We start from the raw sequence: 18,334 nt of genomic DNA on the forward strand, positions 1-18,334 counted from the left end.
CAGGCTGCCCGAAGGGCGAGGGCCATGGAGGGCCCGAGTGCACCCCTGAGCACCGTTCTCACAGCGTACTCTCCCCCGCCTTTGCCTTTTTCACCTCTTCCGCCCTCTATCCCCCAGTCGCGCAAACTGCAAAATAGAGCTGGCCACCACCTGATTCTTCCCCTGATGCTTGGCTTTATATAAAGCTTCATCCGCCAGTTTTATCGCTTTGCGGATCTGCATCCCCGGCAGATAGAGTGACACGCCAACCGAGGCGGTAACCTTCAGCTCGCTGCCATCTTCCAGAATCATTTGGCTCTGTTCGATCTCCTGACGCAGGCGCTCGGCAATCGCCATCACCGCCTCCGGCTGATAAGCGCCGGTGATCACCAGAAACTCCTCGCCACCGTAACGCCCGGCAAAGTCTTTACTGCGAGTGACATTGCGCAGCACGCGCCCGACGTCGCTCAGCACCCTATCGCCAATCAAATGGCCGTGAGTGTCATTCACCCGCTTAAAATTGTCGATATCAATGATGATCAGCCCGCAGCTCTGGCGATGGGTCTGCTGAATGGAGAGGCGGTAATCCAAACTGGCGCGGTTGCTGATTTGCGTCAGGGGGTCGGTGGCGGCCTTCACCCGGATGGCGAACACCTTCTTCATGTAGATTTCTTTAAAATTCAGCGCGTGATAACACAAAATCATGCAGCCTGCGGCGAGCAGTTGATAGAGCACCAGCGTGGCCCACGGCACCACCATGCCGTAAAGGCTCGACACCAGCGCAATGCGCGCCAGCCCCACCAGCAGCAGGGTGATGTAAAACACCCGATGCCTGCGCTGACGCCAAACGCGGAATAAAAACAGCCCGAGCATGATGCAGCCAATCAGCAGATTATTGATCGAATAGCCGCCTTTGAGCACAAACAGCAGCACGTAACACGATAGCCCGCTGAGCCAACCGCCAAAAAACGTTACCAAGATCATCGGCAGCATTTCGAAGCTGTAATAGACGTTATCGTTGAGCATCAGCCGGTCTTGGGAAAGAAATAGCGCGGCGACACCGGCAATCAGGCCAAAAGCGATGCGTTTCCAGATATCGCCATTGGAAGTGAAAGGCTCGCTGCGACTGAGAATAAAATAGCTGACGGAGAGCGTGGCGTAAGTGACGCAAACATCAGCATATAATTTCCCTAAAGAGGTAAAATCGGGCATGGGGAGTAGCGGTTCCTGAATAATAAATCCAGATAAATAAGGACTTATCTTGAATATAGATGAACTCTTAGCTTGCTGATATCCCCCCAAGGAAATTATGTCGATAGCGGCACTTTTCTCACAAAAAATAGGCGGATACTATCCAGCTTGTCACCCGCCTTGTCCTTGATTTGCATCTATAACTGTTACAGAAAAAGAGCGTATCTTTATTGCTTAGCCGATGACGGGGTTGTTTCCCGCCTTAATATCCTCATCGCCATGGACGCCTGCTGTTATGCATACTTCTGCCAATCGCCCTCTTCGCCTGTTTAGCGCCTTAAAAGACGCCTGCTTCAATGAGAAATACACGCCCCAGCGTCTGCTAAAAGACGCCATTGCCGGGGTCACCGTCGGCATCATCGCCATTCCTCTGGCTATGGCGCTGGCCATCGGCAGCGGCGTGCCTCCGCAAAACGGACTTTATACCGCCGCCGTCGCCGGGATCATTATTGCCATCTGCGGCGGCTCGCGGTTTAGCGTCTCCGGGCCAACGGCGGCCTTTGTGGTGATCCTCTACCCGGTTTCTCAGCAATATGGCTTATCCGGCCTGCTGCTGGCGACGTTGATGTCCGGGCTGATGTTGGTGCTAATGGGCGTGCTGCGCCTTGGGCGGCTGATTGAATATATTCCGCTGCCGGTGACGCTGGGCTTTACCTCGGGGATTGGTATCACCATCGCCACCATGCAGATTAAGGACTTTTTCGGCCTTAGCGTGGAAGCCATGCCGGAACACTATCTCAGCAAGCTGCTGGTGCTGGTTCAGGCGATGCCGACGCTGGACATAGGTGACGCCGCGATTGGCGTCGTGACGCTGGCGGTGCTGATTTTCTGGCCAAAGCTCGGGTTGAAGCTGCCCGGTCATCTTCCGGCCCTGCTGGCGGGCTGCGCCGTGATGGCGATATTTATGCAAACCGGCCATTCAGTGGCGACTATCGGTTCGCGTTTCCACTACCTGCTGCCCGACGGCACGCAGGGCAGCGGCATTCCGGCTATTTTACCGCAATTTACCCTGCCGTGGGCCGCCACTGGCAGTACTTCGGGCTTCAGCCTCGACTTGGTTCAGGCACTGTTACCCGCCGCGTTTTCTATGGCGATGCTGGGCGCGATTGAGTCCCTGCTGTGCGCCGTAGTGCTCGACGGCATGACCGGCAAAAAGCACCATTCCAACAATGAGCTGATCGGTCAGGGAATTGGCAACATCGTGACGCCGTTTTTTGGCGGCATCACCGCCACGGCGGCGATTGCGCGTTCAGCCGCCAACGTGCGCGCCGGAGCGACGTCGCCGGTTTCTGCCGTTATTCACTCGCTGTTGGTGATTCTGGCGCTGTTGATGCTCGCCCCGCTGCTCTCATGGTTGCCGCTGGCAGCCATGGCGGCGCTGCTGCTGATGGTGGCGTGGAACATGAGCGAAGCGCATAAAGTGGTCAATCTGCTGCGCCGCGCGCCAAAAGACGACATTCTGGTGATGTTGACCTGCATGAGCCTCACCGTGCTGTTCGACATGGTGATCGCCATTACGGCGGGCATCGTGCTGGCGTCGCTGCTGTTTATGCGCCGCATCGCCAAGATGACGCGCCTGAGCGACGTGGCCGGGGATTTTGCCGCCGATGAAGCCGTCTGGCGGGTCAATGGCCCGCTGTTCTTCGCCGCCGCCGAGCGGGTGTTTGGCGAGCTGTCTGCCCGCAGCTTGCAGGCTAAACGCATTATTCTGGTATGGGACCGCGTGGCCATTCTGGACGCAGGCGGCCTGAGTGCTCTGCAACACTTCATTGACGAGCTGCCGGAGAACGTTGAGCTGGTGATAACTGACATTCCCTTCCAGCCACTGAAAACCTTGGCGCGCGCGGGAGTGAAACCTATCGACCAGCGTTTAAGTTTCTACAGCACGCTGGCTGATGCTCAGGCCGCGCACAGCCAGAAATAGAATGAATAAAGGCTGAAAAGCAAAAAGGCGCCCTGCTTGCAGAGTCGCCTTTTTTAGTCTGAAGCCCGGCGATTATCACGCCGGGTTGCAGAGTCTTATTTGCTGGTGTCGAGAGCTGGGAAGCTTTTCACCAAGTCGTCGATGGCTTTCATCTGAACCAAGAATGGCTCCAGTTTAGCCAGTGGCAACGCGGACGGGCCGTCACACTTGGCGTTAGCCGGGTCTTCGTGAGCTTCAATGAACAGACCTGCCAGACCTACCGCCATGCCAGCACGCGCCAACTCTGCTACCTGAGCACGACGGCCGCCAGAAGCTGCGCCGAACGGGTCGCGAGTTTGCAGGGCGTGAGTCACGTCGAAAATCACCGGATGGCCGCCAGTGGCGTTGATCATCACGTTGATACCCAGCATGTCGACCACTAAGTTGTCATAACCAAAGTTGCTGCCGCGATCGCAAAGAATAACCTGATCGTTGCCGCCTTCTTTGAATTTCTCAACGATATTACCCATTTGGCCCGGGCTGACGAACTGTGGTTTTTTTACGTTAATCACGGCACCGGTCTTCGCCATGGCTTCAACCAAGTCAGTCTGACGAGCCAAGAAGGCTGGCAGCTGGATCACGTCAACCACTTCAGAAACCGGCTGCGCCTGCCAGCTTTCGTGCACGTCGGTGATGATTTTCACGCCGAAGGCTTGCTTCAGGTCTTGGAAAATCTTCATGCCTTCGTCCAGACCTGGGCCACGGTAAGAATGAATAGAGGAGCGGTTGGCTTTATCAAAAGAGGCTTTGAACACGTAAGGAATGCCCAGTTTTTGGGTCACGGTCACGTAGTGTTCGCAGACGCGCATCGCCATATCGCGAGATTCCAGCACGTTCATCCCGCCGAACAGTACAAATGGCAGGTCGTTGGCGACGTTGATATCTTTAATGCTAACCACTTTTTGTTTCATGCTTTGGCCTTATTGATTGTCTATCAGGGGCAGTTGTACAGGTAATGCACTGTATTTAAATGCCTATTTAATTTTCTACGGCTAATTCTAACTCAGTGCAAGGTAACTTGCTTGTGCTCAATCGCGTGGATTTGCACTTTAATCACTTCGGAAATCGGGTCCTCTGGACACTGCTCAACAAAGTAATTTAAATCAGACAGCGCGACATGATTGCAATCCAAATGGGCGTAGATCAAACCACGGTCACGAATTTCATAAGGATCTTCTGGATCGAACTCCAGCAGGGTTTCGCTGGCGCGCAGGGCCATCTCCATCTGCTTCTCTTCCATCAGCGCGGCTTTGAGGGTGTCGAGCATTCTTCTGACGATGACGTTATTCTCAGCTTCTTCCAAATCATCATCTTCAATCTCGGCGGTAACGCCCAGATTCCCCTTCAGCCAGACATGCAGAATATGTTCGCTCAGCGTGTCGCCGTTAATCGGGTTAATCAGCCACATCTCTTCGTCGAGCCAGTCGGCGCGCATGATCAGCTGAGTCGGGAAAATCACCGGCATCAGCGGCAGGTCTAGCTGGTGTGCGATGTGCAGGAAGATAACCCCGAGCGAAACCGGCGTACCCTGACGCGAAGCCAGCACTTTGTCGAGCCAAATGGCATCTGACAGGCGATAGATACCGCCCGCGCCGCCAAAGCCCCACGTGCGATAAAACAACTCAATTAACACTTCAAGCTGCTGATCCTGATTGAGATCTTCCGGTATGACCCGGCGAGCCTCTTCAACCAGCGACTGTAACTGGCGACTGACGTCATCCGCGTTGAAATCATAGCGAATGGCCTGAGTGACCAGAATGACACCGGCGCTGAGCGGCGCGGCGTTAAATTCGAAATCAGCAATGGTACTCATAGTTATCCCAATAGCAGCGGTATTTGTGTCAAGGCGAGCTTAACAATCAAGGCTAAGCATCCTATTGCCAGAATAAACGCAATCCACCGAGTGGTTTGCCGACGTGGCCGTTTACTGAGTGCAACAAACCCCAATGCGATATAGATGATAACGCCAAAAAGCTTTTCAGTCAGCCAAGGTGTCTGTGGGCTGAATGGATAAAGTCGAGCAATGATCAGCAGTGCGATGCCGCTCACCAACAATAGCGTATCAACCGCGTGAGGCGTAATTTTCACCCAACGCTGTTGCAGCATAGCAGAACCTGTCGATTTCCAAAAAAAGCGTAATACAAACAGAAAAATACTCAGGATAACGGTGGCGATATGCAGGTATTTAAAAGCCAAAAAAGCAGACATTTTACTTCCTTGTGAATTAAGGGTTACGGGCTGGCAATCAAGCAGCAAAGGCCATTACGCCCCCTGCCACTGCCCGAGACTGACGCGGTCATTTCCGCCGTAATCTTTTACCGTGGCGACCTGATGGTAGCCTGCCTGACGAAACAGCTGTTGGACCTGCTGCGCCTGCTGCCAGCCGTGCTCCAGCAGCAGCCAGCCACCGGGCAGTAAATGCTGCGGCGCTTGCTCAATCAGCGTTTGCAGGTCGGCCAACCCGGCGTTGTCCGCCACCAGCGCACTGGCGGGCTCGAAGCGCACGTCGCCTTCGGCCAAGTGTGGGTCGGCGGCATCTATATAAGGAGGGTTGCTGACGATTACGGCAAACTGCTGGCCCGCGACCGGCGTAAACCAGCTGCCCTGCACGAAGCTGGCGTTGGATATCGCCAGTTTTTGCGCATTATGCTGGGCTAACTTCACGGCTTCGGGCTGTAAATCGACGCCGATGAGCTGGCAATCCGGGCGTTCGCTGGCAATCGCCAAGGCTACGGCGCCGGTGCCGGTTCCCAAATCCAATACCTTTTGCGGCGAAGCGGGCAAACGCAACAGTGCCTGCTCAACCAGACATTCAGTATCGGGACGGGGGATCAGCGTGGCGGGTGAAACAGAGAGAGGCAGTGACCAAAACTCACGCTCGCCTACCAGATAGGCAACCGGCTCGCCCTGCTCGCGTCGCGCCAGCAGAGCCTCTAGCTCTTCAAGTTCGCTGGCCGTCAGCGAGGTTTCGCCAAAGGCCATAATAAAAGTACGCGACCGGCCGGTGACAAACCCGAGCAGGATTTCTGCATCCCGCTTGGGGCTTTCACCCGCCGACAGGCGACGGGTGGCGTCACGCAGCCAATGTTGGAAGTCCATTATTCCTGCTCGGACAACGCGGCAAGCTGGTCAGCCTGATATTCCTGCACAATCGGCTGGATCAGGGTGTCCAGTTTGCCTTCCATCACTTCATCCAGACGGTAAATGGTCAGGTTGATGCGGTGGTCGGTCACGCGGCCCTGCGGGAAGTTGTAAGTGCGGTTACGGTCGGAGCGGTCGCCGCTGCCCAGCAGGTTACGGCGAGTGGACGCCTCTTCTGCCTGACGCTTGGACATCTCGGCAGCGCGAATACGCGCGCCCAGCACCGACATCGCCTTGGCTTTGTTCTTATGCTGCGAACGCTCATCCTGACACTCAACCACGATGCCGGTTGGCAAGTGGGTGATACGAATGGCTGAGTCGGTGGTGTTAACGTGCTGACCACCCGCGCCCGAGGAGCGGAAGGTGTCGATTTTCAGGTCACCGGCATTGATTTCTGGCAGTTCGGCCTCTGGAATTTCTGGCATCACGGCGACGGTACAGGCCGAGGTGTGAATACGTCCCTGCGACTCGGTTTCCGGCACGCGCTGCACGCGGTGGCCGCCAGATTCAAACTTCAGCTGGCCGTAGGCACCCTCACCTGACACCTTGGCGATCACCTCTTTGAAGCCGCCATGCTCGCCTTCGTTAGCACTGACGATCTCAACGCGCCAGCGGCGAGTTTCAGCGTAACGGCTGTACATGCGGAACAGGTCACCGGCGAAAATTGCCGCTTCGTCGCCGCCGGTTCCGGCGCGAATTTCAAGGAAGCAGCTGCGTTCGTCATCGGGATCTTTTGGCAACAGCAGCAATTGCAGCTTCTGCTCTAACTCTTCCAGAGTGGCTTTGCAGGTTTTGATTTCATCCTGCGCCATTTCGCGCATCTCTGGGTCATCAAGCATCTCTTCGGCAGCGGCCAAATCTTCCTGTGCCTGACGCCAGGTCAGAAAACAGGCAGAAACATCGCTCAGCTGAGCATATTCGCGGGAGAGATTGCGGAATTTTTCTTGGTCGGCAATAACAGTTGCGTCGCCGAGCATCGCCTGCACTTCTTCATGGCGCTCTTGTAACACTTCCAGTTTAGCAACAATAGAAGGCTTCATGCGTGGTGTTTAACCCTGTAATAAATAGGAACTATTGCTGATCCAGCCCGAGGCTGTCGCGTAAAATTTGCAAGCGCTCGACATCGCCATCGCTGGCGGCCTGCTGCAGGGAACGGGTGGGTGCGTGAATAAGACGGTTAGTCAGTTTGTGTGCTAATTCGTGAATAACGGCAGAGACATCTGCTCCCTGAGCAATGGCAGCCAGCGCTTTGGCTTCTGCTTCGGCACGGACGAGATCCGCACGGGAACGATAATCACGAATGATTTCCACCGCGCCCTGCGATCGCAGCCACGCCATGAAATTAGAACTTTCTTGCTCAACGATAGATTCAGCCTGCACGGCGGCGGCCTTACGTTGAGCCATATTGTTTTGAATAATGCTATGCAAGTCGTCAACACTATAAAGGTAGGCGTTGGCGAGTTTGCCCACTTCTGGCTCGATATCACGCGGCACGGCGATATCCACCATCAGCATCGGCTGGTTGCGGCGAGCTTTCAGCGCGCGTTCCACCATGCCTTTACCGATGATTGGCAGCGGGCTGGCGGTGGAGCTGATAATAATGTCAGCTTCGGCCAGACGGGCGTCGATATCTTGCAAGGTGATCACTTCAGCGCCCACTTCGCTTGCCAGCACCTGTGCCCGCTCGCGGGTACGGTTGGCAATCATCATGTGGCGAACCTTGTGTTCACGCAGATGGCGCGCCACCAGTTCGATAGTTTCCCCCGCGCCCACCAGCAATACGCTGACGTCAGACAAGGATTCGAAAATCTGTCGAGCCAGAGTACAAGCAGCGAAAGCCACAGAAACCGCGCTGGCACCGATATCGGTTTCAGTACGCACGCGCTTGGCGACGGAGAAGGATTTTTGGAACAGGCGCTCAAGTTCACCCGAAACCGCCTGCCCGTGTTGGGACTCGGCGAAGGCTTTTTTCACCTGACCTAGTATTTGTGGCTCACCGACGACCAGCGAATCAAGGCCGCTGGCTACACGCATCAGATGGCTGACGGCGTCATTATCCTGATGCCAATAAAGGCTTTTTCGCACTTCATCAGCACTGAGATGGTGATAATCACATAACCATTTAACCAACTGTTCCTGAAGATTTTCCTGTTGTTCCACACTGAGGTACAGCTCAGTTCGGTTACAGGTGGACAACACGACACCGCCCTGCACCAGGGGTTGCTGGAGCAGACTAGAGAGCGCCTGTTCAATGGTCTCGGGAGAAAAAGTTACCCGTTCACGCAAAGAAACCGGTGCGGTTTTGTGATTGATACCTAATGCAAGCAGGGTCATAAGGAAGCGTTTTTCGAGTAATACTTATGTTGGTATGGGTTTACGTCTGTGGCGCATTCTACAAGATGAGCCGGATCAATAAAAGCAAAGCAGCATTATCCGTTAAAGTTGTTGAAGCAACAGACGATTTCGATGACTTCGAGCTTACTGCATCGGCTCTTTCGGTACTTCAATATCAATGATAGCCATGATCTATCAAGGGCTACTGTTTTTCTTGAAACAATTCCGGTCATTCTCAGTGGCTAACGTGCTCGACGTCAGTATGCTAAACTGACCATCGCCGAATTTGCCCAGGCACTTTGCCTCAGCACCCAAGGATTTAATCTGTTATGCCAATGCGTAAAGCTCACTTAGTTCGTCTTCTTCCTCTTGCAAGCCTGGTGCTTGCCGCCTGTTCCATCAATGCTCCTAAGGGTCCGGCGACCAGTCCGACCTCCCCACAGTGGCGCGACCATGAGGCGAAAATCAAGCAGTTAGAGCACTATCAAACGCGTGGCTCCTTCGCTTATATCTCAGATAAACAAAAAGTTTATGCCCGCTTCTTCTGGCAGCAATACACGCGTGACAACTACCGCCTGTTGCTGACGAACCCACTCGGCAGCACCGAGATGGAGCTGAAAGTTCAGAGCGGCGTCGCTCAGTTGACCAATAATGAAGGCAAGAAGTACACCAGCAACAACCCTGATGAGATGATTCAGAAGCTGACCGGCATGTCGATTCCGCTGGCTAACCTACGTCTGTGGATGCTGGGCCTGCCGGGCGATGAGAGTGATTTCACCCTCGACAGCCAATACCGCCTGTCCAAAGTTAACTACAGCCAAAACGGCCAACAAGGCACCGTGGTGTATCAGAGCTACAGCGACGACGTGATCCCATCATTGCCGAATCGCCTTGAAATGACCGAAGGCGACCAACGCATTAAATTGAAAATGGACAGCTGGACCTTAAACTGAGATGACGCAATTGTGGCCTTCTCCGGCTAAACTCAATTTATTCCTTTATATAACCGGCCAGCGCGCCAACGGCTATCACGAACTGCAAACATTGTTTCAGTTCGTTGATTACGGCGACAGCCTCTCTTTCACGCCGCGCAGCGACGGGCAGATAGTCCTGACGACGCCCATTGACGGCGTGGCTGACGAAGACAATCTGGTGGTTCGCGCCGCACGTTTGTTACAACGTCACGCAAGCTGCCCGCTGGGTGCAGACATCTCGCTTATCAAACGCATCCCGATGGGCGGCGGATTGGGCGGGGGTTCTTCTAACGCCGCGACGGTGTTAGTGGCACTGAACACCCTGTGGGAGTGCGGCCTGTCGGATCAGCAGCTGGCGGCATTAGGCGTCACTTTAGGCGCAGACGTGCCGGTGTTCGTGATGGGCCATGCCGCCTTTGCCGAAGGCATTGGCGAGATACTGCAACCCGTCGAACCGGAAGAGAAATGGTATTTGGTGGCGCATCCGGGTGTACATATCCCAACCCCGATGATTTTTGGCGATGCTGAATTAACCCGCGACACGCCAAAACGTCCGATAAATGTGCTTTTAAGCACAGCGTGGACAAATGATTGCCAACCGATTGCGATAAAACGTTTTTGCGAGGTTGAACAGCTTGTTTCTTGGCTGTTAGAATACGCGCCGTCACGTATGACGGGCACGGGTGCTTGCGTTTTCGCCGAGTTTGCGACCGAGCATGAAGCCCGTCAGGTTTTGAATCAGATTCCATCGTCGGTCACCGGGTTTGTAGCTAAGGGCGTCAACGTCTCTCCCCTGCACCGTTTCCGCGAAGAATGGCTGAGAGCAGCAGGCAAAGCGTAGAGCGTCACGGTCCCGTTTCCCGTGTCTGTTCTTTGCCAGCCTCTCACTCTGTAACAGAGCCAAGATTTTCGTAGTATTGGTTGTAAAGATGTACCGAAGTATTTTTTCTCGTAAGCATAATGCTGTGGCATCGCTCACCGCCCGGTGGTGCCATAAGCCAATGTCTTCCCTGGACGCAAGCCTGAGGTTCTTCTCGTGCCTGATATGAAGCTTTTTGCTGGTAACGCCACCCCGGAACTAGCACAACGTATTGCCAACCGTTTATACACCAGCCTTGGTGACGCCGCCGTCAGTCGTTTCAGCGACGGTGAAGTAAGTGTGCAAATCAACGAAAATGTACGTGGCGGAGATATTTTCATTATCCAGTCCACCTGCGCGCCTACTAACGATAACCTGATGGAACTGGTCGTGATGGTTGATGCCTTACGCCGCGCTTCCGCCGGCCGTATCACTGCGGTCATCCCTTATTTTGGTTATGCACGTCAAGATCGCCGGGTGCGTTCAGCCCGTGTGCCAATCACCGCTAAAGTGGTTGCAGATTTCCTTTCCAGCGTCGGTGTTGACCGCGTTCTTACCGTAGATTTACACGCCGAACAGATCCAGGGCTTCTTCGACGTACCGGTTGATAACGTGTTCGGTAGCCCGATTCTGCTGGAAGACATGCTGCAACAGAATCTGGAAAACCCAATCGTGGTTTCGCCAGATATCGGTGGTGTTGTCCGTGCTCGCGCCGTTGCTAAACTGCTTAACGACACTGACATGGCTATCATCGACAAACGCCGCCCACGCGCTAACGTTTCTCAGGTGATGCACATCATCGGTGACGTTGCTGGCCGTGACTGCGTACTGGTTGACGACATGATCGACACCGGCGGCACGCTGTGTAAAGCAGCTGAAGCCTTGAAAGAGCGCGGTGCTAAGCGCGTGTTCGCTTATGCTACTCACCCAATCTTCTCTGGCAACGCCGTTGAGAACATCAAGAACTCCGTAATTGATGAAGTGATTGTCTGCGACACCATCCCGCTGTCTCCAGAAATCCGCGCACTGAAGAAAGTTCGTACACTGACGCTGTCAGGCATGTTGGCTGAAGCGATTCGTCGTATCAGCAACGAAGAATCTATCTCTGCGATGTTCGAACATTAATCCGACGCCCTTCTGCTTGCAGAAGGGGTTGATTAGCGAGCATGAAAAAACCCGTTATTGTTTACGCAATAACGGGTTTTTCTTTGGTGCTTGTGCTAAAGGCTACATCTCTAAATACATTAGTAGCGATTATGAATGGCGGTGATTCTTGCGGCAACGCGCGTCGTAATGGCGAACCCAAAAATAGCGGTCAGCCACGCGCTCGCGACCGCCGATCCTCGCCCCTGCCAGCCATAAAATCGCACCGATAAAGATGCTGGCTATTGCGCCGTGGGCAAAAAATTGCGGTAAATTCAGATTGGGCATCTGATTCAGAATGGAGTATCCAACCCCGCCGACCATAGTGACCAGACCAAGCCCCATCAGCACGTTTCCTAATACTGTTGCGGTTTTACGTTTCATATGTCACCTCCAGTAATCCATCAATTGAACAGGTCTATTTCTGTTTTCCTAGCTCAAAGTGTAGTCGGCGGCGGGGTTTTACTTTGCGGCAACGATCACAGACAGAGAACATAGCATGACAAATCTTTACGTTTTCTTGTCAGTTTCATTCGAAGGGTGAATGGTTTTACTGCTCAACTATTCACCTTTAAAATCATTATCCTGAATTTCCCCTCGGCAGGTTTGGCACAACTGCCTCACACGGGTAAACTAGCGCCCTGTTCGTCACCTCATGAAGAAGCGAAACCAACGTGAGCAGCATTAAATTAATTGTGGGTCTGGCCAACCCCGGCGCTGAATACGCCCAAACGCGGCACAACGCCGGAGCCTGGTACGTGGACCAGTTGGCGCGCCAGCATAACCAGCAGCTAAAAGAAGAGAGCAAGTTCTATGGCTACACCGCCCGCCTCTCGCTGTCGGGTCAGGATGTGCGTCTTTTAGTTCCTACTACCTTTATGAACCTCAGCGGCAAAGCCGTGCTGGCGATGGCGAATTTCTATCGCGTTGAGCCGAATGAGATTCTGGTGGCCCACGACGAGTTAGACATTCCACCGGGCGTGGCGAAAATCAAACTGGGCGGCGGCAACGGCGGTCATAACGGCTTGAAAGATATCCAAAGCAAGCTGGGCAACAACCCTAACTTCTATCGCCTGCGCATTGGTATTGGTCATCCGGGCGATAAAAACAAGGTGGTGGGATTTGTTCTCGGCAAGCCTCCGGCCAGCGAACAGAAGCTGATTGATGAGGCCATCGACGAGTCGCTGCGCTGCACCGAGATGCTGATGAAAGAAGGTTTAGAGAAAACCGTCCAGCGTCTGCACAGCTTTAAAGCTCAGCCCTAAGCTTCTACCAGAAAGCAAAAAGGCGCGAATTTCGCGCCTTTTCTTATGCAGATTGCCCCACAGCCCTATTTTACAAACTGTCTTCCGCGACATAATACTGCGGGTCATCCAGCTCGTGGCTACAGAACGGGCCGGCCTTTTTTAGCAGACTCACGCAGTCATCGCTGAGGTGACGTAGCCGAATCGACTTTCCTGCTTCAAGGTATCGCGCCGTCAGCTTATCAATCGCTTCAACCCCACTAGAGTCCATCACTCGGGTTGCGGCAAAGTCCAACACCACGTTTTGCGGATCGTTCTTCGGTTCGAACAACTCGGCAAAGCTGGCAGAAGAACCAAAGAACAGCGGCCCTTCAAGCTTATAAATCGCCAAATCCCCTTTGGTTTTATGCTCGCGAATGCGGATCCGCGCCTGTTGCCAGGCAAAGACCAGCGCGGAGATAATCACCCCGCTAATCACAGCGACCGCCAAGTCGGTGAAAATCGTGATTAAGGTAACAATCAGCATCACCAGCGCGTCGGCCTTCGGCATGCGGCGCAGCCTGCGCAGCGAGCTCCACTCAAAGGTGTTGTAGCACACCACCAGCATGATCCCTGCCAGCGCCGCCACCGGCAGCAGACCAATGTAACCCGACAGACTAATCACAAACAGAATCAGCAGGATGGCCCCGACCACGCCGGAGATCCGCCCACGCCCGCCCGAGGTAAAGTTGATAATTGACTGCCCAATCATCGCGCAGCCGGCGAAGCAGCCAAAAAGCCCGCAAATGGTGTTTCCCGCACCTTGCGCGATACTTTCGCGGTTGCCGTTCCCCTTCTTATTGCCCATCTCATCCAGCACCGTCATGGTGAGCAGGGATTCAATCAGGCCGACCAGCGCAATCACCACCGCGTAAGGCAGCACCACTTTCAGCATCTCAAGGTTAAACGGCGCAACCGGCAGGCTGAAGTGAGGCAAGGCACCTGAGATATCCGCCAGATCCCCGACTCGCAGAGTATGCAAATTAAAGCCAATCGTCACTGCCGCGACCACGATCAGGGCCGCCAGCGAAGAAGGAATAACGCGGGTCAGTTTCGGGAACAGCACCACCACCAGAATCGCCAACAGCACCAGCCCGTACATCAGCGGCCCCTGCCCGGCTATCATGTGCAGCTGCGCCAGCATGATGACAATCGCCAGCCCGTTCACAAAGCCGTGAATGGCAGGAAGAGGCACCAGCCGGATAAATTTCCCCAAACGGAAAACGCCAATCAGGATTTGAATCCCCCCGGCAAAAATGGTCGCCCACAGCACATAACCCATGCCGTGCTGCGCCGCGAGGCTCATCAACACCACCACAATCGAGCCCGCAGCACCGGAGACCATGCCCGGCTTGCCGCCAAACAGCGCGGTGACTAAGCCAATAATGAAAGCCGTGTGCAAGCCGACAATGGGCGACAGACCTGCCACCAGAGAAAAACCTACGGCTTCGGGGATCATAGAAACCGCGACAACAAATCCCGCCAGGACTTCATTCTTGACGTCAGAAATCCTGAAATCTTTCAGGTTAAACATGATGTTATTCACTTTTTATCAATAGAAACCATTTCTCGCAGACGGAGAAACGCACGCCGCAGAGGCTTCACTCATCGGCAAAGCGCGGCAAAAAGCACGGTGAAAACCGTTTATGGGAGGGGAAAACTCAAGGCGGCGTAGGCAAGAAAGACATCTGGCACTTTTCCGATCGGTTAAAATATTGTGATCAGTATCTAAAATGATCGGAATGCTGGCAAGATTTTTAATCGCTTGCTAATGGTTAAAAGGCCAGTGACCGAGATAAGCGAAGGAAGCCAACGCAGATACAGCGCGAAGGATGCCACCACACGAGATCTCCAAAATCATTCGTGATGTATCAAGGCGGCAACTGAGTGAATCCCGCGAGCTGACAAAAGTCAGTGACCGGGATGAGTGAAGGAAGCCAACGCAGATACAGTGCGAAGGATGCCATCACACGAGATCTCCAAAATCATTCGTGATGTATCAAGGCGGCAACTGAGTGAATCCCGCGAGCTGACAAAAGTCAGTGACCGGGATGAGCGAAGGAAGCCAACGCAGAGACAGTGCGAAGGATGCCGGAGATCGGCATTCTGTGTATAATGGCGGGCAATATGATCATTACATCCTGCAATTAAACTTAATTGCTTGATAATTAAGATATTAAGGTGATAACAACATGGGATTCAAATGCGGTATCGTGGGCCTGCCGAACGTCGGTAAATCTACATTGTTCAACGCGCTGACTAAAGCGGGCATCGAAGCGGCGAACTTCCCGTTCTGCACCATCGAGCCTAACACTGGCGTGGTGCCAATGCCTGATTCACGTCTTGACCAACTGGCCGAGATCGTGAAACCACAGCGCATTCTGCCTACTACCATGGAATTCGTTGATATCGCCGGTCTGGTAAAAGGCGCATCTAAAGGTGAAGGTCTGGGTAACCAGTTCCTGACCAACATCCGCGAAACCGAAGCTATCGGCCACGTTGTGCGCTGCTTCGAGAATGACAACATCATCCACGTGAACAACAAAGTCGACCCGGCGGAAGACATTGATGTTATCAACACCGAGTTGGCCCTCTCCGACCTCGACACCTGCGAGCGCGCGATCCACCGCGTACAGAAGCGTGCTAAAGGCGGCGACAAAGACGCTAAAGCTGAACTGGCCGCGCTGGAAAAATGCCTGCCACAGCTTTCCGAAGCTGGCATGCTGCGTGCTCTGGACCTGACCGAAGAAGACAAAGCGGCAATCCGCTACCTGAGCTTCCTGACGCTGAAGCCAACCATGTATATCGCTAACGTTAACGAAGACGGTTTTGAAAACAACCCGTACCTCGACAAAGTTCGCGAAATCGCTGCTGCCGAAGGTTCTGTGGTGGTTGCCGTTTGCGCCGCTGTTGAATCCGACATCGCCGAACTGGACGACGCTGACCGTGAAGAGTTTATGGCCGAGCTAGGTCTGGAAGAGCCGGGACTGAACCGCGTGATCCGCGCCGGTTACGAGCTGCTGAACCTGCAAACTTACTTCACCGCTGGCGTGAAAGAAGTCCGCGCATGGACCATCCCTGTCGGCGCCACCGCCCCACAGGCAGCCGGTAAAATCCACACCGACTTCGAGAAAGGCTTTATCCGCGCACAAACCATCGCTTTCGAAGACTTCATCACCTACAAAGGTGAGCAAGGCGCGAAAGAGGCCGGCAAAATGCGTTCAGAAGGCAAAGAGTACATCGTGAAAGACGGCGACGTGATGAACTTCTTGTTTAACGTCTAAGTCCAAATTCAGGTCGTCTAGGCCTTAGTTGTGTTAAAGAAACCCCATGCAGATGCGTGGGGTTTTTATTTGGTGGCATATCAAGAGTTCATAATGGTTAAGATAATTACGGATAGCTATTTATACACAACTTACATAGAGAAAATTATATGGATAATGTTGATTATCAAATTATAAGGAAAGAAATAAGGCTTTATGCCAAAAGCATGAACCAGTGGTGGAAAAGGCTACAGGAGGACCATGTGGCAGAATGGACATTACTCGCTACTATAGGATGTTGGGGGATACCCAATCGCCCCTTTCAGATCGTTTCATTTATCCTTACCATACTTTTCTTCGCTGGGAAGTTACTGAAACTTCCGCATAAGAATTCATTTTCTAAATCAGAACATTTTATACTTAAGAAAATCAGTGAAGCTAATATTAGCATCCAACAGAGAGACAAACTTTCACTTCGACTGAACAAAGTAAAAAAATTCCGACAAACTAGAAACTCACTATTCATCATCAGAAGGAATTGGCGTTTCATTTCAGGCTATGTCTTTCTAATGACATCTTTCCTTTTCAATATATATCCTTGGTCAAAGTAAATATTGGATTAGAAAGCACAATGGATCGATGGTAAGGAATACAAAATGAGTTCGATCCGGTGTCTTTTTTAAAAATTTTAGGTCAAAAACGAGGATTTCAGTGACCAGACAAAGGGGGAATGGGCAGGTAGAAATATAAATACCACAGATGACCTCCTCCCTCATAAAAGGATATATTATCCCCCTAATCCCATACCCTCACACTACAACGGACAACACCATGGCACTGATCCCTAAAAACTACTCGCGGTTGGAAAGCGGCTATCGCGAGAAAGCGTTAAAAATCTATCCGTGGGTTTGTGGGCGCTGCTCGCGTGAGTTTGTCTATTCCAACCTGCGCGAATTAACGGTTCACCATATCGATCATGACCACACCAATAACCCGGAAGATGGCAGTAACTGGGAGTTGCTGTGCCTGTATTGCCATGATCATGAGCACTCGAAATACACCGAAGCGGACCAGTACGGCACAACCGTAGTCGCAGGGGAAGACGCGCAAGATGATGTTGAAGCAGCGACCTATAATCCCTTCGCGGATTTAAAATCGATGCTGAATAAGAAGAAGTAATTTTTGCAGATGTCAGCTTATGGGAAATAAGCTGACAATAAAAATGACCATTTACCCGCGTTCTCTGCCCCCACTACCCCTCAACCGCCACCACTTCCACCCCGGCCTTTCTCAGCCCATTCAAACTATCTTCGGGAATGCCGCTATCGGTGATAACCGTATGAATACGTTGAGTATCAATAATTTTGTGCAGGCTGGAGCGATTGAATTTGCTGGAGTCGGTAACCACGATGATTTGCTCTGCGACTTCACACATCCGGCGGTTCAGGCGCGCTTCATCTTCATTATGGGTACTCACCCCGCGCTCGAGGCTAATGGCGTCGACGCCAAGGAAAAGGATATCGAAGTGGTAATTTTGCAGCGACTGGTCGGCCTGTTCGCCATAGAAAGAGAGAGACTGGCGGCGTAGATGCCCGCCGGTCATCAGCACGTCTACCCCTTCTGCTTCCACCAGCGCGTTGGCCACATTCATGCCATTGGTCATGGCAATCACCTCTTTATGATGACGCATATGGCGCGCAATTTCATAGGTGGTGGTGCCTGAGTCGAGAATGACGCGGTGGCCCGGCTTGATAAGATTGGCGGCAACCCGCGCAATGCTGCGCTTTAAGGAAGTATTAAGGGAGCTTTTATCTTCCACCGTCGGCTCAATACCCGGCGTGTTGGCGTCGCAGACCAGCGCGCCGCCGTAGGCTCGCACGGCGATGCCCTGCTTTTCCAGAAAGGCTAAATCATTGCGGATAGTGACCGTAGAAACATTAAAAAATGCCGATAAATCATTAACCTGAACGCTTCCCTGTTGGCGAAGACGCTGAATAATTTGCTCACGCCTTTCACTGGTTCCCGTTACACGCTTTTCCATTGCCGAATCGGTATTACTCATAGTTGATCCTTTCTCACGGCCTTTCGTTTCATTTCGCTTTGCCTATTAACGCCTTTCTTTTGCTGAAATGCAAGCCTTTGCA

General features: G+C 53.0%; 17 protein-coding genes. 7 read left to right on the top strand and 10 right to left on the bottom strand.

The annotated features are described in order from the left end of the window. Positions 1 to 90: 90 nt before the first annotated feature. Entirely contained in the window at positions 91 to 1,191 is a 1,101-nt protein-coding gene (locus tag GEAM_RS09200; RefSeq protein WP_034790802.1) for a GGDEF domain-containing protein, read from the bottom strand. 274 nt (positions 1,192 to 1,465) lie between these two features. On the opposite strand from GEAM_RS09200, the gene dauA reads away from it, so the two are divergent. After that, on the top strand, positions 1,466 to 3,154 hold the full coding sequence (dauA, locus tag GEAM_RS09205) for a C4-dicarboxylic acid transporter DauA (protein WP_034790804.1): 1,689 nt from the start codon (positions 1,466 to 1,468) through the stop codon (positions 3,152 to 3,154). Between the two features lie 95 nt (positions 3,155 to 3,249). Here the strand turns inward: dauA and kdsA are convergent, their stop codons facing one another. The 6 genes from kdsA to hemA form a co-directional block, all read right to left on the bottom strand. After that, the gene (gene kdsA / locus GEAM_RS09210; protein WP_034790806.1) at positions 3,250 to 4,104 is read right to left on the bottom strand and encodes a 3-deoxy-8-phosphooctulonate synthase; all 855 of its coding nucleotides are present in this window, start codon (positions 4,102 to 4,104) and stop codon (positions 3,250 to 3,252) included. A 92-nt stretch (positions 4,105 to 4,196) separates the two neighbouring features. After that, positions 4,197 to 5,006: an invasion regulator SirB1 gene (gene sirB1 / locus GEAM_RS09215; protein ID WP_034790808.1), complete on the bottom strand. Its 810-nt coding sequence runs from the start codon at positions 5,004 to 5,006 to the stop codon at positions 4,197 to 4,199. Between the two features lie 2 nt (positions 5,007 to 5,008). Beyond that, positions 5,009 to 5,401 (bottom strand): SirB2 family protein, encoded by a 393-nt coding sequence (locus GEAM_RS09220; protein WP_034790809.1) that lies wholly within the window; start codon positions 5,399 to 5,401, stop codon positions 5,009 to 5,011. 54 nt (positions 5,402 to 5,455) lie between these two features. After that, positions 5,456 to 6,292 (bottom strand): peptide chain release factor N(5)-glutamine methyltransferase, encoded by an 837-nt coding sequence (prmC, locus tag GEAM_RS09225; protein WP_034790811.1) that lies wholly within the window; start codon positions 6,290 to 6,292, stop codon positions 5,456 to 5,458. Next, positions 6,292 to 7,374, bottom strand: a complete 1,083-nt coding sequence (gene prfA, locus GEAM_RS09230; protein ID WP_034790813.1) for a peptide chain release factor 1 — start codon at positions 7,372 to 7,374, stop codon at positions 6,292 to 6,294. Before prfA ends, prmC begins: the two co-directional genes overlap by 1 nt. Before the next feature lie 31 nt (positions 7,375 to 7,405). Further along, positions 7,406 to 8,668 (bottom strand): glutamyl-tRNA reductase, encoded by a 1,263-nt coding sequence (gene hemA / locus GEAM_RS09235; RefSeq protein WP_034790815.1) that lies wholly within the window; start codon positions 8,666 to 8,668, stop codon positions 7,406 to 7,408. Between the two features lie 329 nt (positions 8,669 to 8,997). On the opposite strand from hemA, the gene lolB reads away from it, so the two are divergent. The 3 genes from lolB (at position 8,998) to prs (ending at position 11,626) form a co-directional block, all read left to right on the top strand. Beyond that, entirely contained in the window at positions 8,998 to 9,621 is a 624-nt protein-coding gene (gene lolB / locus GEAM_RS09240; RefSeq protein ID WP_034790817.1) for a lipoprotein insertase outer membrane protein LolB, read from the top strand. Position 9,622: 1 nt separating this feature from the next. Next, positions 9,623 to 10,483 (top strand): 4-(cytidine 5'-diphospho)-2-C-methyl-D-erythritol kinase, encoded by an 861-nt coding sequence (gene ispE, locus GEAM_RS09245; protein WP_034790819.1) that lies wholly within the window; start codon positions 9,623 to 9,625, stop codon positions 10,481 to 10,483. Between the two features lie 195 nt (positions 10,484 to 10,678). Further along, entirely contained in the window at positions 10,679 to 11,626 is a 948-nt protein-coding gene (gene prs, locus GEAM_RS09250; protein ID WP_034790822.1) for a ribose-phosphate diphosphokinase, read from the top strand. Between the two features lie 129 nt (positions 11,627 to 11,755). Here the strand turns inward: prs and ychH are convergent, their stop codons facing one another. Next, positions 11,756 to 12,028, bottom strand: coding sequence for a stress-induced protein YchH (gene ychH, locus GEAM_RS09255; protein WP_034790824.1), 273 nt, complete (start codon positions 12,026 to 12,028; stop codon positions 11,756 to 11,758). Positions 12,029 to 12,318: 290 nt separating this feature from the next. Between ychH and pth the strand changes: the two genes are divergently transcribed. Beyond that, positions 12,319 to 12,909, top strand: a complete 591-nt coding sequence (gene pth, locus GEAM_RS09260; RefSeq protein ID WP_034790826.1) for an aminoacyl-tRNA hydrolase — start codon at positions 12,319 to 12,321, stop codon at positions 12,907 to 12,909. A 70-nt stretch (positions 12,910 to 12,979) separates the two neighbouring features. Here pth and GEAM_RS09265 read toward each other — a convergent pair whose 3' ends face one another. Then, positions 12,980 to 14,461: a SulP family inorganic anion transporter gene (locus GEAM_RS09265; protein ID WP_034790828.1), complete on the bottom strand. Its 1,482-nt coding sequence runs from the start codon at positions 14,459 to 14,461 to the stop codon at positions 12,980 to 12,982. Between the two features lie 658 nt (positions 14,462 to 15,119). Here GEAM_RS09265 and ychF point away from each other — a divergent pair. Both ychF and yajD read left to right on the top strand, forming a co-directional pair. Next, positions 15,120 to 16,211 (top strand): redox-regulated ATPase YchF, encoded by a 1,092-nt coding sequence (gene ychF / locus GEAM_RS09270; protein ID WP_034790830.1) that lies wholly within the window; start codon positions 15,120 to 15,122, stop codon positions 16,209 to 16,211. A gap of 810 nt (positions 16,212 to 17,021) precedes the next feature. After that, positions 17,022 to 17,369 carry an HNH nuclease YajD gene (gene yajD / locus GEAM_RS09280; RefSeq protein ID WP_034790833.1) on the top strand — a complete coding sequence of 116 codons (348 nt, stop codon included), beginning with the start codon at positions 17,022 to 17,024 and terminating at the stop codon, positions 17,367 to 17,369. Between the two features lie 73 nt (positions 17,370 to 17,442). Here the strand turns inward: yajD and GEAM_RS09285 are convergent, their stop codons facing one another. Continuing rightward, positions 17,443 to 18,252 carry a DeoR family transcriptional regulator gene (locus GEAM_RS09285; RefSeq protein WP_034790836.1) on the bottom strand — a complete coding sequence of 270 codons (810 nt, stop codon included), beginning with the start codon at positions 18,250 to 18,252 and terminating at the stop codon, positions 17,443 to 17,445. Between the last annotated feature and the right edge of the window lie 82 nt (positions 18,253 to 18,334).

It is taken from the genome of Ewingella americana ATCC 33852, assembly GCF_000735345.1.
GTDB lineage: Bacteria > Pseudomonadota > Gammaproteobacteria > Enterobacterales > Enterobacteriaceae > Ewingella > Ewingella americana.

Bases quoted from the DNA above. Each gene is read 5' to 3' on its own strand.
- GEAM_RS09265 (WP_034790828.1), bottom strand. From the start codon at position 14,461: ATGTTTAACCTGAAAGATTTCAGGATTTCTGACGTCAAGAATGAAGTC.
- ispE (WP_034790819.1), top strand. From the start codon at position 9,623: ATGACGCAATTGTGGCCTTCTCCGGCTAAACTCAATTTATTCCTTTAT.
- dauA (WP_034790804.1), top strand. From the start codon at position 1,466: ATGCATACTTCTGCCAATCGCCCTCTTCGCCTGTTTAGCGCCTTAAAA.
- ychF (WP_034790830.1), top strand. From the start codon at position 15,120: ATGGGATTCAAATGCGGTATCGTGGGCCTGCCGAACGTCGGTAAATCT.
- GEAM_RS09200 (WP_034790802.1), bottom strand. From the start codon at position 1,191: ATGCCCGATTTTACCTCTTTAGGGAAATTATATGCTGATGTTTGCGTC.
- prfA (WP_034790813.1), bottom strand. From the start codon at position 7,374: ATGAAGCCTTCTATTGTTGCTAAACTGGAAGTGTTACAAGAGCGCCAT.
- yajD (WP_034790833.1), top strand. From the start codon at position 17,022: ATGGCACTGATCCCTAAAAACTACTCGCGGTTGGAAAGCGGCTATCGC.
- prmC (WP_034790811.1), bottom strand. From the start codon at position 6,292: ATGGACTTCCAACATTGGCTGCGTGACGCCACCCGTCGCCTGTCGGCG.
- GEAM_RS09220 (WP_034790809.1), bottom strand. From the start codon at position 5,401: ATGTCTGCTTTTTTGGCTTTTAAATACCTGCATATCGCCACCGTTATC.
- sirB1 (WP_034790808.1), bottom strand. From the start codon at position 5,006: ATGAGTACCATTGCTGATTTCGAATTTAACGCCGCGCCGCTCAGCGCC.
- ychH (WP_034790824.1), bottom strand. From the start codon at position 12,028: ATGAAACGTAAAACCGCAACAGTATTAGGAAACGTGCTGATGGGGCTT.
- GEAM_RS09285 (WP_034790836.1), bottom strand. From the start codon at position 18,252: ATGAGTAATACCGATTCGGCAATGGAAAAGCGTGTAACGGGAACCAGT.
- lolB (WP_034790817.1), top strand. From the start codon at position 8,998: ATGCCAATGCGTAAAGCTCACTTAGTTCGTCTTCTTCCTCTTGCAAGC.
- hemA (WP_034790815.1), bottom strand. From the start codon at position 8,668: ATGACCCTGCTTGCATTAGGTATCAATCACAAAACCGCACCGGTTTCT.
- kdsA (WP_034790806.1), bottom strand. From the start codon at position 4,104: ATGAAACAAAAAGTGGTTAGCATTAAAGATATCAACGTCGCCAACGAC.